The sequence below is a fragment of the Streptomyces sp. NPDC005706 genome (genome assembly GCF_040631045.1).
Lineage (GTDB): Bacteria > Actinomycetota > Actinomycetes > Streptomycetales > Streptomycetaceae > Streptomyces.
Window position 1 is genome coordinate 433,600 of the sequence record NZ_JBEXYS010000003.1, and the last position, 12,427, is coordinate 446,026.

The following is a 12,427-nucleotide window of genomic DNA, read 5'->3' on the forward strand; positions in this document are numbered from 1 at the left end:
ATGCGGCTGCGCGCACTGCTGGACACCGATGCGCTGGGGCTGCGGCTGCTCGGCGGCGAGGACGAACTGGACCGCTCCGTGCGCGGGGTCATGACCACCGACCTGCGTGACCCGAGCCGCTATCTGTCCGGCGGCGAGCTGGTGCTGACCGGTCTGGCCTGGCGCCGCGACGCCGGCGACTCCGAGCCCTTCGTACGGATCCTGGTGCAGGCCGGGGTGGCGGCGCTGGCGGCCGGCGAGGCCGAGCTGGGCGACGTGCCGGACGACCTGGTGCTGGCCTGCGCGAAGCACCGGCTGCCGCTGTTCGCGGTGCACGAGTCGGTGGCGTTCGCGACGGTCACCGAGCACGTGGTGCGGCAGGTCTCCGGGGAGCGGGCCGGTGACCTGGCGGCCGTGGTGGACCGGCACCGGCGGATGATGACCTCGGGTCCGGCCGGCGGCGGCCCCGACGTGGTCCTCGACCTGCTCGGCACCGACCTGGACCTGCGCGCCTGGGTGCTCTCCCCAACCGGCCGGCTGATCGCCGGCTCGAAGGTCGCGGGTCCCGCGCTGCCGGCCGAGACCTGCGCGCGGCTCGCCGCCGAGCACCTGGCCGCCACCCGCTCCGGCCGGCGCGGCCCGCACCGGATGCCGCTGGACGGCAGCACGTTCTCCCTCTTCCCCATCCGCTCCTCGGGGCGCTCCCCGCAGGCCGCCCGCGACATGCGCGAGACGGTCCTGTCGGACTGGCTGCTCGCGGTGGAGGCGGACGCCGGGGACTGGCCGGAGGAGCGCCTCGACCTGCTTCAGGGCGTCACCCAGCTGATCGCCGTCGAGCGCGACCGGCGGGACGCGGCGCGCACGGTGCGGCGCCGGCTCGCGCAGGAGGTGCTGGAACTGGTGCAGACCGGTGCCGCGCCCGCCGAGATCGCCGCGCGGCTGCGGGTGGCCGCGCCGGTGCTGCTGCCGGGGCTGGGGGCGGCCCCGCACTGGCAGGTGGTCGTGGCCCGGGTCGAATGGGACGGCGCGGCGCCGGCGGGCGGCCCGGTCGCCCAGTCGCTGCTGGAGGAGATCCTGGTGGACCCGCTGGCCACCGGCCCCGAGCCCTCGGACCGGATCGCCGTCGCCCACACCGGGGACGAGGCGATCGCCCTGGTGCCGCTCCCGGCGGTCGCCGCCGACCAGGACGGCTCGGAGACCGGTCTGCTCGCCGACGCGCTGCTGCGGACGGTACGGGAGCCGCTGTCGGCGGGCCTGGCCGACGACGGGCGGCTGACCCTCGGCGTCAGCGCCGCCGTGCACTCGGCGGAGGGCCTGCGCGGCGCGCTGGAGGAGGCCCGGCACGCCCGCCGGGTCGCCGCGGCCCGCCCCGGCCGGGTCTGCGCGGCCGGCCACCAGGAGCTGGCCTCGCACGTGCTGCTGCTGCCGTTCGTCCCGGACGACGTCCGCCGCGCCTTCACGGCACGTCTGCTGGACCCGCTGACCGACTACGACCGCCGCCACCGCGCCGAGCTGATCCCGACCCTGGAGGCGTTCCTCGACTGCGACGGGTCCTGGACCCGCTGCGCCACCCGGCTCCACCTGCACGTCAACACACTGCGCTACCGGGTCGGGCGGATCGAGCAGTTGACGGGACGGGACCTGTCCCGCCTGGAGGACAAGCTGGACTTCTTCCTGGCGCTGCGGATGAGCTGAGGCGAACGGGACGTGGCAGGGTCCGGCCAAGTCACGCCAAGGTCCCCCGACTTTGTGAATTTTTTCACCCATCCCCTTGGCCCAGCCCCATGATTGGTGCTGGAATGCCGCCACCACTCAACAGCTCGACGGCGTGCTCGGGGAGGGCAACGTGGCGCATTCCGCCATGTCTGGTAACGGAACGACCGCCTGTGACGATCCTCTCCAGACCGCGGTATGGCGGTTGCGCTCGCGGGCCTGCTGGGCCGACGCGGCGGCCATGCTGCCGGCGGACACCCCGGCCGCGACCCTGCAGCGGGCCGCGCTGCTGGTCGAGCGGTGCCTGTACACCGAGCGGGGCTGGGCGGAGGCGGAGGACGCGCTGCGCACGGCGGAGGCGCAGGCGCACACCGACGAGGAACGCGGGGCGGCCGCCTGCGAACGCGGCCAACTCGCCTACGCCGCCACGCTGCACGGCGTACGGGACCGGGCGGACGAGGCACGGGCCGCGCTCGGGCGGGCGGCGGCGCTGATTCCGCCGGGCGCCGTGGGACGGGCGCTGCTGGACTTCCGGCGGGGGCTGCTGGCGGAGAACCTGGCCCACTCCCCGCAGGCGGCGCGTGCCGCGTACCGCCGCGCCCACGCGGGCGCCACCGCGCACGCCGATCCGCTGCTGCTGTCCTTCACCTGGCGGCACCTCGCCGGACTCTCCCTGCGCGACGGGGAGTTGGCGGAGGCCCGGCACGGCTTCGCCGAGTCGCTGCGGATCCGCGAGGAGCTGGGCTACCTGGTGGGCACGGCCCCCGCGCTGGCCTCCCTGGCGGACGCGGAGTCGGAGCCGGAGGCCTCACGGCTGCGGGAGGAGGCCCGGCGGCTGTTCCGGCTGCTGGGCGGCGTCCCGACCTGGCTGGCCCGGCAGTTGACCCCGCCGGCGCCGGGTGCCGCGACCGCCTGAGGGCCGCCTCAGAGCCGGCTGAGAGGTTGCTGTGCCAGTGTGACGCGCCCCGACCCCCTCAGGAGCGCTCGATGAGTCTGGTCAACGGCCTTCCGGCCCATGTTCTGCTGGTGCACGTGGTCGTCGTGCTGATACCGCTCACCGCGCTGGCCCTGGTGGCCGGTGCGGTGTGGCCCCGGGCCGCCCGGCGGCTGGGCGGGCTGCTGCCCTCGCTCGCTCTCGTGGCCCTGGTCAGCGTGCCGCTGACCAGCCAGGCCGGCGAGTGGCTGGAGCGGCACGTCGACGACGACGCGCTGGTCCGGCGGCACACCGAGCTGGGCGACGGACTGCTGCCCTGGGCGCTGGGCCTGTTCGTCCTGGCGGCGGTCGTGTGGTGGGCGGCACGCGGTCCGCGGCGGGCGGGCCGGGACGGCGGCACGGAGCGGGCCACCTGGCTCACCTCGCTGCCGCTGCGCGTCGTGGTGTCGGTGCTGTCCCTGGCGGTGGCGGCCGGAGCCGTGGTGGACGTGTACCGCATCGGCGACTCGGGCGCGAAGGCCGCCTGGCACGACGCCTACTCGAAGAGCGCGCACGGCGAGCGGGACGGTTCCTGACCCGTGCCCCGGGCGGAGCGGGGAAGCCCGATCCGTCCCTGGCCGGGCGGCGCCCGTGAGGTGTCCGCCCGGCGTCAGGCGGCGCCCGCGAAGTGGTCGCCGACCAGGTCCCGCACCACGTCGAGGTCGCGGGCGATCAGCGCGTCCAGCAGTGCCGTGTGCTCGGCGGCGTCGGCCACGAGGTCGGCGCGGCCGTGCCGCACCGGGCCGCCCACCAGCGGCCACTGGGAGCGCCGGTGCAGGTCCTCCGCCATCCGCACGAGCTGCGCGTTGCCCGCGAGGGACAGCACCGCCCGGTGGAAGGCGCGGTCGGACTCCGCGTACGTCGCCGGGCAGCCGGAGGACGCGGCGCGCACCGTGTCCTCGGCCAGCGGCCGCAGCTCGGCCCAGCGCTCGGCGGGCACCGTACGGGCCAGCCGCAGCATCACCGGCACCTCCAGCAGCGCCCGCACCTCGGCCAGCTCGGCCAGTTCCCGGGCGCCCCGCCGCGTGACCCGGAAGCCGCGGTTGGGCACCACCTCGACGGCGCCCTCGAGGGTGAGCTGCTGCATGGCCTCGCGCACCGGTGTCGCCGACACCCCGAAGCGCTCGCCGAGGGCGGGCGCCGAGTAGACCTCGCCCGGTATCAGCTCGCCGGCGACCAGGGCCGTCCGCAGCGCGTCGAGGATCTGCCCGCGCACCGAGGAGCGCCGCACGGCCGTCCTGGGCCCCGGGATCGGACGCTCACCGTGGGTGTGCTCGCCCCGCGCCCCGGACGGACCGGTGTCGGGCCGGCCGGCCGGCTCGGCCGCCCGCTCCCGCGCCGGTGCCCTGGCCTCGCCGAACGGGTCGGCGGAGCCCTGCACACCCTGCTTCACGGGGCCTCCTCCGGCTTGTCGGCACTTGGGGTCATTAACGGCGGGTTGTCACTTGTCCGTCAAGCACCATAGGCGCACGGGGCGGGTCTTCAAACTCCCCGGAGAATGGATAAGGTTAGGCTTACCTTTGCATTCAGCCCGCGATCAAGGTCCGGTGATCCCGCCATGCCCGCTACGGCCTCGCCGTTCACCGCCGCGTACGCCCGCCTCACCGCGGTCCACCCGGGGCTGACGGTCACCGAGCCGGATCCGGCGCGGGCACTGCCCGAGGGCGGCGGCTGGGTCGGTGCCGCGGGGCTCGCCGAGGGCGGGGACCGGCTCGACGCCTTCCTCGCCTGGGACGAGGCCCAGGTACTGCGGGACTACGGCCGGCGGGCCCGCCCGGACGTCGTGGCGAGCTTCGGACTGCACCGCTACGCCTGGGCGGCCTGCCTGCTGATCACCGTCCCGTGGTTCCTGCACCGCCGAGTGCCCCGGCTGCCCGTGACGGCCGTCTCCTACGACCGCGCGGCCGGCCGCATGGCCGTCCGCCCCGCCTCCTTCGCCTGCCTGCCGGGCGACCCGGCGGCCGTCCTGCCCGGCGCGGTCGTCGTGCCGGACGAGGAGGCGCTGCGGGCCGAGGTGCGCTCGGCCGTCGCCGAGCACCTGGAGCCGGTGCTCGCCGCCTTCGGGCCGCGGATGCGGCGGCGCGGGCGCGCCCTGTGGGGCATGGCGACCGACGAGGTCGTGGAGGGTCTGTGGTACGTCGCCCACCTGTTCGGCGCGAACGAGGAGCGGCGGGCCGTGCGGGAGCTGGAGCTGCTGCTGCCGGGGGCGACGCGGCCCTACGCCGGCTCGGCGGCGTTCCGCGTGCTGACCGGGCCGGACGGCGAGCCGCTGGCCACCCGGGACCGGGCGAGCTGCTGCATGTTCTACACCGTGCGCCCCGAGGACACCTGCGCCACCTGCCCGCGCACCCGCGACAGCGACCGGATCACCGAACGAACCGCCACCGTTGCCGCCTGAGGCTCCCTCAGGTCCTCAGCGCCTCCCGGCGCCCCTTAAGATCATCACGGTTGGACCACCGGTCACGGACAGGTGATTCACAACTCCCCCACCCGCATCGGGAACTTTCCGGGGAACCATCCGTACGGGTAGTCTAATTCGAACTCAACTCCCGCCCCTCAAGCGGCAGTTCGAGCAGAACGTCGCCCTGCGCATCCCCTTGCACCTCCTTGGCGGCCTCTTGCCCCGAAACCCCCTGAGGGCTGTCCGGAGTGGGCCACTATGGCGGGCGTTACGCCCTATCCCAATGCAAGGGACCCCTGATGAGACTGACCGACATATCGCTGAACTGGCTGCTTCCGGGCGCCGTGCTGCTCCTGGGCATGCTGGCGGCGGTGGCGGTGCTCGCGCGCGGCAAGCGCTCCTCCGGGGAGAACGCGAGCGCGGACGACTCGTGGGAGCGCCAGGAGGAGCGCCGCAGGCGCAAGGAGGCCGTTTACGGCACGGCCTCCTACGTGCTGTTGTTCTGCTGTGCGGCGGTCGCGGCCGCCCTCTCCTTCCACGGCCTGGTCGGCTTCGGTGAGCAGAACCTGGGGCTGACCGACGGCTGGCAGTACCTGGTGCCGTTCGGCCTGGACGGCGCGGCGATGTTCTGCTCCGTCCTCGCGGTGCGCGAGGCCAGCCACGGTGACGCGGCCCTGGGCTCCCGGATACTGGTGTGGCTGTTCGCCGCGGCGGCGGCCTGGTTCAACTGGGTGCACGCACCTCGCGGCGTCGGCCACGCGGGCGCCCCTCAGTTCTTCTCCGGCATGTCCCTGTCGGCGGCCGTGCTGTTCGACCGCGCGCTGAAGCAGACCCGCCGGGCCGCGCTGCGCGAGCAGGGCCTGGTGCCCCGCCCGCTGCCGCAGATCCGCATCGTCCGCTGGCTGCGGGCACCGCGCGAGACCTACGGGGCCTGGTCCCTCATGCTCCTGGAGGGCGTGCGCAGCCTGGACGAGGCGGTCGAGGAGGTGCGCGACGACAAGCGGCAGAAGGAGGAGGCGCGCCGGGCCCGGCGTGACCAGCAGCGGGTGGAGCGCGCCCAGCTGCGCGCGCTCAGCCGGGGTCACCGCGGCTTCGCCGGACGCGATGGTGGCCGTCAGGTGGAGGTGCAGGCGGTGGAGCGCGGCCCCGCGCCGGCGACCGCGGAGCCTGCCATATCGGCGCCGGAGCCGCTGCCCGTCCGCTCCCGGCCCTCCCTTCAGCCGGTCCGCAAGGGCACTGAGGCGATCACCGTCGACCTCACCGCCGAGGACGACACGATGGCGCTGCCGCGCCTGGACTCCCTGGAGCGCAAACTGAAGGATCTGGAGCAGCAGTTCGGCTAGCACCGGAGCAGGGACCGGGGACTGGGCTCGTCTCGGGACGGGGGCGTGACCGCGCGGGTCACGCCCCCGTCCCGTGTCCGTCCGCGCGGCCGGTCCGCCTCAGGCCGCCTCGGCACCGAGTTCGAACCACACCGACTTGCCCACGCCGTGCGGCCGTACGCCCCAGCAGTCCGCGAGGGACTCCACCAGGACCAGCCCCCGGCCGTTGGTGTCCTCCTCCGTGTCCGGTGTGCGCGGCAGTGGTCCGCGGGCCACGAAGTCCCGTACCTCCACGCGCAGTCCGCCGGCCGAGACGACGGCGGTCAGTACGGCCTCGCGGTCGGTGTGCACGAGTGCGTTGGTGACGAGTTCGCTGGTGAGCAGTTCGGCTATCTCCGAGCGGCCCGGTCTGCCCCAGTGCCGCAGCAGTTCCCGTAGTTCCCGGCGCGCCTCGGGCACCGCCCTGAGGTCCGCCCGCCCCAGCCTGCGCCTGAGCCGCTGCTGGTGCCACTCGCGTTCGGTGATGGTGTCGGTCTCTTCCCCCGCTTGAGCCGAGGAGGCCCCGATGGCCACGGGACCGCCCCCTCGCGCCTGCCTCTTCATGACCCCCGCCCGCACGTTTCCGGCCCTGCCCCTCCTGGTCGAACACGTTCACGGGGATCCATTCCCCACCCGCCCACGGGCAGTCCTGGGATCCGGCCGACGGCCGTGTGTTCGGCCACGCCCGCCCGCGCCTCGCGCCCGGCCCCGGGCACCGCCGCGATCTTGCTCCGCCCGGCAGGACCGCCGTACGGTGCCCCGCGAGTCCCAGGACGGACAGATCGGGACGTGTGGCCCCAGCCGGGCGGTGCGCCGTCACGGGCCGTGAAAGTGGCCGGAAAACACCGTTGTCCGGGCGGAGTCTCAGGGCCTGGGGACGTTGCGCAGGTTGGAGCGGGCCATCTGGACCATGCGGCCGACTCCGCCGTCCAGCACCATCTTCGAGGCGGACAGCGCGAACCCGGTGACCATCTCGGCGCTGATCTTCGGCGGGATGGACAGGGCGTTGGGATCGGTGACGATGTCCACCAGCGCCGGCCCCTTGTGCCGGAAGGCGTCCTTGAGCGCGCCGGCGAGGTGCTTGGGCTTCTCCACCCGCACCCCGTAGGCACCGCAGGCGCGGGCGACGGCGGCGAAGTCGGGGTTGGTGTTGGCGGTGCCGTACGAGGGCAGGCCCGCGACCAGCATCTCCAGCTCGACCATGCTGAGCGCGGAGTTGTTGAACAGCACGACCTTCACCGGCAGGTCGTACTGGACGAGCGTGAGGAAGTCACCCATCAGCATGGCGAACCCGCCGTCGCCGGACATGGAGACGACCTGCCGGTGCCGGTCGGTGAACTGGGCGCCGATCGCCATCGGCAGCGCGTTCGCCATCGAGCCGTGCGAGAAGGAACCGATGATCCGGCGGCGGCCGTTGGGCGAGATGTAGCGCGCGGCCCACACGTTGCACATGCCCGTGTCGACCGTGAACACCGCGTCGTCGGAAGCCACTTCGTCGAGGACGGCGGCCACGTACTCGGGGTGGATGGGGACGTGCTTGTCCACCTTGCGGGTGTAGGCCTTGACCACGCCCTCCAGCGCGTCGGCGTGCTTCTTCAGCATCCGGTCGAGGAAGCGCCGGTTCGTCTTCTCCTTCACCCGCGGGACGAGGCAGCGCAGCGTCTCGCGCACGTCGCCCCACACGGCGAGGTCGAGCCGGGAGCGCCGGCCGAGGACTTCGGGCCGCACGTCGACCTGGACGATCTTCACGTCGTTCGGCAGGAAGGCGTTGTACGGGAAGTCGGTGCCCAGCAGGATCAGCAGGTCGCACTCGTGGGTGGCCTCGTAGGCGGCGCCGTAGCCGAGCAGCCCGCTCATGCCGACGTCGAAGGGGTTGTCGTACTGGATGAACTCCTTGCCCCTGAGCGCGTGCCCGACCGGGGACTTGATCCGCTCGGCGAACCGCATCACCTCGGCGTGCGCCCCGGCCGTGCCCTTGCCGCAGAACAGGGTGACCTTGCCGGCCTCGTCGATCATGTCCACGAGCTTGTCGAGCTCCGCGTCACCGGGCCGGATCGTGGGCCGGGAGGTGACCAGGGCGCTCTCGGCGGCGCGTTCCGGGGCGGGCTGGTCGGCGATGTCGCCGGGCAGCGAGACCACGCTCACGCCGCTCTGCCCGACCGCGTGCTGGATGGCGGTCTGCAGCAGCCGGGGCATCTGCTTCGGGCTGGAGATCAGCTCGCTGTAGTGGCTGCACTCCTGGAAGAGCCGGTCCGGGTGGGTCTCCTGGAAGTAGCCGAGGCCGATCTCGCTGGAGGGGATGTGCGAGGCCAGCGCGAGCACCGGGGCCATGGAACGGTGCGCGTCGTACAGGCCGTTGATGAGGTGCAGGTTGCCCGGGCCGCAGGAGCCGGCGCAGGCCGCCAGTCGGCCGGTGACCTGGGCCTCGGCGCCGGCCGCGAAGGCAGCGGTCTCCTCGTGGCGTACGTGGATCCAGTCCACGGCGGAGTGGCGGCGCACGGCGTCCACGACCGGGTTGAGGCTGTCCCCGACGACGCCGTAGAGCCGGCGCACACCGGCCCGGACGAGGATGTCGACGAACTGCTCGGCGACGTTCTGTTTGGCCATGGCTGTCGTCCGCTCCTTCGCTGTCCCTCGCTGTCCCGCAGGGGTCCTCCCGGTCCATCAAGTCACAGGGGCGGCGGTTACGCCTCCCACACGGCCGCCGCCGTACGGTCGTCGGCGTAACCCTTCACCCGTACCTGGGCGTCCGCGAGGAACGCGGCGAGACCCGGCGGGGTGGGGCCGGACCAGCGGCGGGCGAGGTAGGCGCAGAGCGCGGGCTCGCCGCGCAGCGGCTCGGCGAGGCCGCCGGTCGCCATCACCAGCACATCACCCGGGCGGGCTACCGAGGCGCGGAAGCGGAAGGGTTCGCGGGGTGGCCCGGGGGCGGGCTCGAACGGGCTCGGCGGGACCGGGATGCCGAAGTCCATGGTGAGCCGGTCGCCCTCGGGGGTCTCGGCGGGGGCCGAGCCGAAGCCGACGACCGGTCCGCCGGTGGCGCCGCCGGACGGCACACCGGGCTCGATGTCCTGCCACTCGCCGCCGCGCAGCCGGAACAGTCCCCCTTCGCCGACGCCGAAGAACACCCGGACACGGCAGCCGGGGTCGGCGGGCAGCAGCAGGCAGCGCAGACCGGCGGTGTACTCCTGCGGATCCAGGCCCCGTTCGGCGGCGCCGGCCCGCAGCCTGCCGAGACTGTGGTCGGTCAGCCGCTGCAGACCGGACTTCAGGTCGCCGCGCCGGGCGGCCCGGAGGTCCTCGACGAGCCGCCCGTGACTGCGGCCGACGGCCCGGCCGATCAGCCGGCACGCCTCCGCCGCCACCCGGTGCGCGCCCGGCGCGGCCCGTGCGCCGGTCGCCAAGGCGACGAGCACCAGCGCCTGTTCGCCCGTGCCGAACCGCGCGGTCAGCAGCGCGTCCCGGCGCGCCTCGCCCCGGTAACGCGCCGAGTCCCCGCGCAGCGACACGGCGCGCAGCGTGCAGGTCCCGTACTGGGCCCCGTCCAGAGCGGTGTCGGCCACCTGCTCCGTCAGTTGGTCCGGATCGGCGAGGGGCAGCGCGGTGGGCTCGGGGTCGTAGGTGGGGGGCCCGGAGCCCACGTGGTCGAGGGCGGAGGGCGGCGAGGGGACCGCTGGGGGCAAGGGGGCCGCGTAGGCGCGGGGCGGGGGCGCCGGAGGGCCGGGGGGCACGGGGGGCACGGCCGGGGCCGTGTCCGGCGGGGCCGGGGGGCGCTGGGCCGGCACCGCGTGGTCCGGGGACGCGCGGTCGGGTGACGGCCGGTCGGACGGCGGCCGGCCGGGCGGCGGTTCCGCGGGCGCCGGTGTGCCGTCACCGGACCCCTCGCTCCCGCCGGGCTCATCGCTCGCGCCGGGCACCTCGTTCCCGCCGGGCCGCTCCCGCACCGCGTCCCGGGCCGAGGTGAAGCGGTCGTCCAGCGAGTCGGGGGCCGGTGTGGGCCCCGTGTCCTCGGTGGAGTCGTCGTACAGCTGTCCCCACCAGTCGTCGTCATGACGGGCGGGCCTGCCCCCCTGCTGGCTCATGTCCCTGATTGTCCACCGCACGGGCCGTATGAAAACGGGGCACGGGGAAATTGCGGCGTCCGCGTTCGCGGTGGCACGTCGCGACGGAGGACGGACCTAACTGCCGTACGTGAAAGGCGTGATGGCCGCCGAGCGGTCCCACCCCCCCACGGGAGGACCGCCCGGCGGCGTTCTGGGTGACCGGGCCACGCCGGTCGAGTGGCCGGATCCGCTCGGATCATGCGGGGGAATTCCGGGCCGCGGCTGTGCGCCGCCGGGCCGGCCGGGTGTCCGCCGGTGCCGTTCAGCCTGGCAGAGTGACCGCTGGTACGGCGATGATGTCCGGCGGCGGGTTTGCGCCGTGGCCGGTTTCCGCCACGGATCGCCCGCGTGGATGGCTTGTTCTCAGGAAAGGGGAACGCGGCTCGATGCTGGCAGCGATACGCCTGGACGAGACCCACGAGTCCGCGTACCGGGCGCTGGTGTCCGTGGGCGCCGCCGAGGTGGCCGATCTGGCGCGGCGGCTGTCGCTGGCCGAGCCGGACACCGAGCGCGCGCTGCGCCGGCTGGAGCGGCACGGCCTGGCGGCCCAGTCCCCGGCGCGGCCGGGCCGCTGGGTGGCGGCCCCGCCCGGGGTGGCGCTGGCCGCGCTGCTGACGCAGCGACGGCACGAGCTGGAGCAGGCGGAGCTGGCGGCGGCGCTGCTGGCCGAGGAGTACCGGGCCACGGCGGCCGAGCCGGAGGTGCACGACCTGGTGGAGGTGGTGACCGGCGCCTCGGCGGTGGCGCAGCGCTTCCTGCAGATGCAGCTCGGCGCCACCGAGGAGGTGTGCGCGCTGGTCACCGGCAACCCGATGGTGGTCTCCGGGATGGAGAACGACGCGGAGGAGCAGGCGGCCGGGCGCGGGGTCCGCTACCGGGTGGTGGTGGAGCGCGCGGTGCTGGACCTGCCGCACGGGCTGACCGAGCTGACGGCGGCGCTGGGCCGCAACGAGCGGGTGCGGGTGCTGGACCGGGTGCCCACGAAGCTGGTGATCGCCGACCGGTCGCTCGCCATGGTGCCGCTCACCACCAGGACGGTGGAGCCGGCCGCGCTGGTGGTGCACGCGAGCGGTCTGCTGGAGCTGCTGGCGGGTCTGTTCGACTCGGTGTGGCGCGAGGCGCTGCCGCTCCGGCTGGCCGCCTCCGGGGTGGCCGAGCAGCGGCCGGACGGGCCGGACCCGACCGACCTGGAGGTGCTGTCGCTGCTGCTGGCCGGACTGACCGACGCGAGCGTGGCCAAACAGCTCGACCTGGGCCTGCGGACCGTGCAGCGCCGGGTGAGGCGCCTGATGGAGCTGGCCGGGGTGACGACCCGGCTGCAACTGGGCTGGCACGCCTACGAGCGGGGCTGGGTGTCCCGCGACGAACCCCTGTGATCTGCGGCTTCTTCACCTCTCGGGCACGCTGGGCAGATGGGAGCGTGGGAACTCCCGCTGGTCGGCGTGGTGATCGCGCTCGGTCTGTGCGGAGTGCTGGTGCCCGGGGCGCCGGGGTCCTGGCTGGTGTGGGCCGCGGTGCTGTGGTGGGCGCTGGAGGACCCGCGGCCGCTGGCCTGGGCGGTACTGGTGGGCGCCACCGGGGTGCTGCTGCTGTCGCTGCCGGTGCGCTGGGCGCTGCCCCCGCGCCGGCTGCGGGCGAGCGGCGCCACGCCCCGCATGGCCGTGTACGCCGGGACGGGCGCCGTCCTCGGCTTCGTGCTGCTGCCGGTGCTCGGCGCGCTGCCGGGTTTCCTGGCCGGGATCTATCTGCACGAGCGGCTGCGGCTCGGCGGGCACGGCGAGGCGATGTCCGCGCTGCGCACGACGATGCGGTCTGGCGGTTCCGGCGTGCTCACCGAGCTGTTCGCCTGTCTGCTGATCGCGGGGGCGTGGCTGGGCGCGGTGCTGTGGGGCTGACC

11 protein-coding genes are annotated in these 12,427 nt (G+C 74.6%); 7 read left to right on the top strand and 4 right to left on the bottom strand.

All coding sequences use genetic code 11. The features are described from left to right. The 3 genes from ABZ478_RS08465 (at position 1) to ABZ478_RS08475 (ending at position 3,201) form a co-directional block, all read left to right on the top strand. A complete protein-coding gene (locus tag ABZ478_RS08465) occupies positions 1 to 1,674 on the top strand; it encodes a PucR family transcriptional regulator ligand-binding domain-containing protein (protein WP_359546523.1) in 1,674 nt (557 codons plus the stop codon). A gap of 166 nt (positions 1,675 to 1,840) precedes the next feature. Continuing rightward, a complete protein-coding gene (locus ABZ478_RS08470) occupies positions 1,841 to 2,608 on the top strand; it encodes a hypothetical protein (protein WP_359546525.1) in 768 nt (255 codons plus the stop codon). Between the two features lie 71 nt (positions 2,609 to 2,679). Continuing rightward, positions 2,680 to 3,201, top strand: coding sequence for a DUF2231 domain-containing protein (locus tag ABZ478_RS08475; RefSeq protein ID WP_359546527.1), 522 nt, complete (start codon positions 2,680 to 2,682; stop codon positions 3,199 to 3,201). 74 nt (positions 3,202 to 3,275) lie between these two features. Here the strand turns inward: ABZ478_RS08475 and ABZ478_RS08480 are convergent, their stop codons facing one another. Next, on the bottom strand, positions 3,276 to 4,058 hold the full coding sequence (locus ABZ478_RS08480; RefSeq protein ID WP_359546529.1) for a GntR family transcriptional regulator: 783 nt from the start codon (positions 4,056 to 4,058) through the stop codon (positions 3,276 to 3,278). Between the two features lie 165 nt (positions 4,059 to 4,223). On the opposite strand from ABZ478_RS08480, the gene ABZ478_RS08485 reads away from it, so the two are divergent. Together ABZ478_RS08485 and ABZ478_RS08490 are read left to right on the top strand one after the other, a co-directional pair. Continuing rightward, entirely contained in the window at positions 4,224 to 5,063 is an 840-nt protein-coding gene (locus ABZ478_RS08485; protein ID WP_359546531.1) for a (2Fe-2S)-binding protein, read from the top strand. A 302-nt stretch (positions 5,064 to 5,365) separates the two neighbouring features. Then, complete coding sequence (locus ABZ478_RS08490; RefSeq protein WP_359546533.1) at positions 5,366 to 6,409, top strand: DUF2637 domain-containing protein; 1,044 nt, start codon at positions 5,366 to 5,368, stop codon at positions 6,407 to 6,409. 99 nt (positions 6,410 to 6,508) lie between these two features. Here the strand turns inward: ABZ478_RS08490 and ABZ478_RS08495 are convergent, their stop codons facing one another. The 3 genes from ABZ478_RS08495 to ABZ478_RS08505 form a co-directional block, all read right to left on the bottom strand. Further along, positions 6,509 to 6,961 carry an ATP-binding protein gene (locus ABZ478_RS08495; RefSeq protein ID WP_359546535.1) on the bottom strand — a complete coding sequence of 151 codons (453 nt, stop codon included), beginning with the start codon at positions 6,959 to 6,961 and terminating at the stop codon, positions 6,509 to 6,511. Positions 6,962 to 7,291: 330 nt separating this feature from the next. After that, the gene (locus tag ABZ478_RS08500; RefSeq protein WP_359546537.1) at positions 7,292 to 9,034 is read right to left on the bottom strand and encodes a pyruvate dehydrogenase; all 1,743 of its coding nucleotides are present in this window, start codon (positions 9,032 to 9,034) and stop codon (positions 7,292 to 7,294) included. 77 nt (positions 9,035 to 9,111) lie between these two features. Then, positions 9,112 to 10,509 (bottom strand): protein phosphatase 2C domain-containing protein, encoded by a 1,398-nt coding sequence (locus tag ABZ478_RS08505; RefSeq protein ID WP_359546539.1) that lies wholly within the window; start codon positions 10,507 to 10,509, stop codon positions 9,112 to 9,114. 407 nt (positions 10,510 to 10,916) lie between these two features. Between ABZ478_RS08505 and ABZ478_RS08510 the strand changes: the two genes are divergently transcribed. Both ABZ478_RS08510 and ABZ478_RS08515 read left to right on the top strand, forming a co-directional pair. Then, entirely contained in the window at positions 10,917 to 11,906 is a 990-nt protein-coding gene (locus ABZ478_RS08510) for a helix-turn-helix domain-containing protein (protein WP_359546541.1), read from the top strand. A gap of 36 nt (positions 11,907 to 11,942) precedes the next feature. Next, positions 11,943 to 12,425 (top strand): DUF456 domain-containing protein, encoded by a 483-nt coding sequence (locus tag ABZ478_RS08515; RefSeq protein ID WP_359546542.1) that lies wholly within the window; start codon positions 11,943 to 11,945, stop codon positions 12,423 to 12,425. The last annotated feature ends 2 nt before the right edge of the window (positions 12,426 to 12,427 follow it).

What these genes read in the sequence shown, in the direction of transcription:
- ABZ478_RS08465 (WP_359546523.1), top strand. Translation starts at nt 1, where the DNA reads ATGCGGCTGCGCGCACTGCTGGACACCGATGCGCTGGGGCTGCGGCTG.
- ABZ478_RS08470 (WP_359546525.1), top strand. Translation starts at nt 1,841, where the DNA reads ATGTCTGGTAACGGAACGACCGCCTGTGACGATCCTCTCCAGACCGCG.
- ABZ478_RS08475 (WP_359546527.1), top strand. Translation starts at nt 2,680, where the DNA reads ATGAGTCTGGTCAACGGCCTTCCGGCCCATGTTCTGCTGGTGCACGTG.
- ABZ478_RS08485 (WP_359546531.1), top strand. Translation starts at nt 4,224, where the DNA reads ATGCCCGCTACGGCCTCGCCGTTCACCGCCGCGTACGCCCGCCTCACC.
- ABZ478_RS08490 (WP_359546533.1), top strand. Translation starts at nt 5,366, where the DNA reads ATGAGACTGACCGACATATCGCTGAACTGGCTGCTTCCGGGCGCCGTG.
- ABZ478_RS08500 (WP_359546537.1), bottom strand. Translation starts at nt 9,034, where the DNA reads ATGGCCAAACAGAACGTCGCCGAGCAGTTCGTCGACATCCTCGTCCGG.
- ABZ478_RS08505 (WP_359546539.1), bottom strand. Translation starts at nt 10,509, where the DNA reads ATGAGCCAGCAGGGGGGCAGGCCCGCCCGTCATGACGACGACTGGTGG.
- ABZ478_RS08510 (WP_359546541.1), top strand. Translation starts at nt 10,917, where the DNA reads ATGCTGGCAGCGATACGCCTGGACGAGACCCACGAGTCCGCGTACCGG.
- ABZ478_RS08515 (WP_359546542.1), top strand. Translation starts at nt 11,943, where the DNA reads ATGGGAGCGTGGGAACTCCCGCTGGTCGGCGTGGTGATCGCGCTCGGT.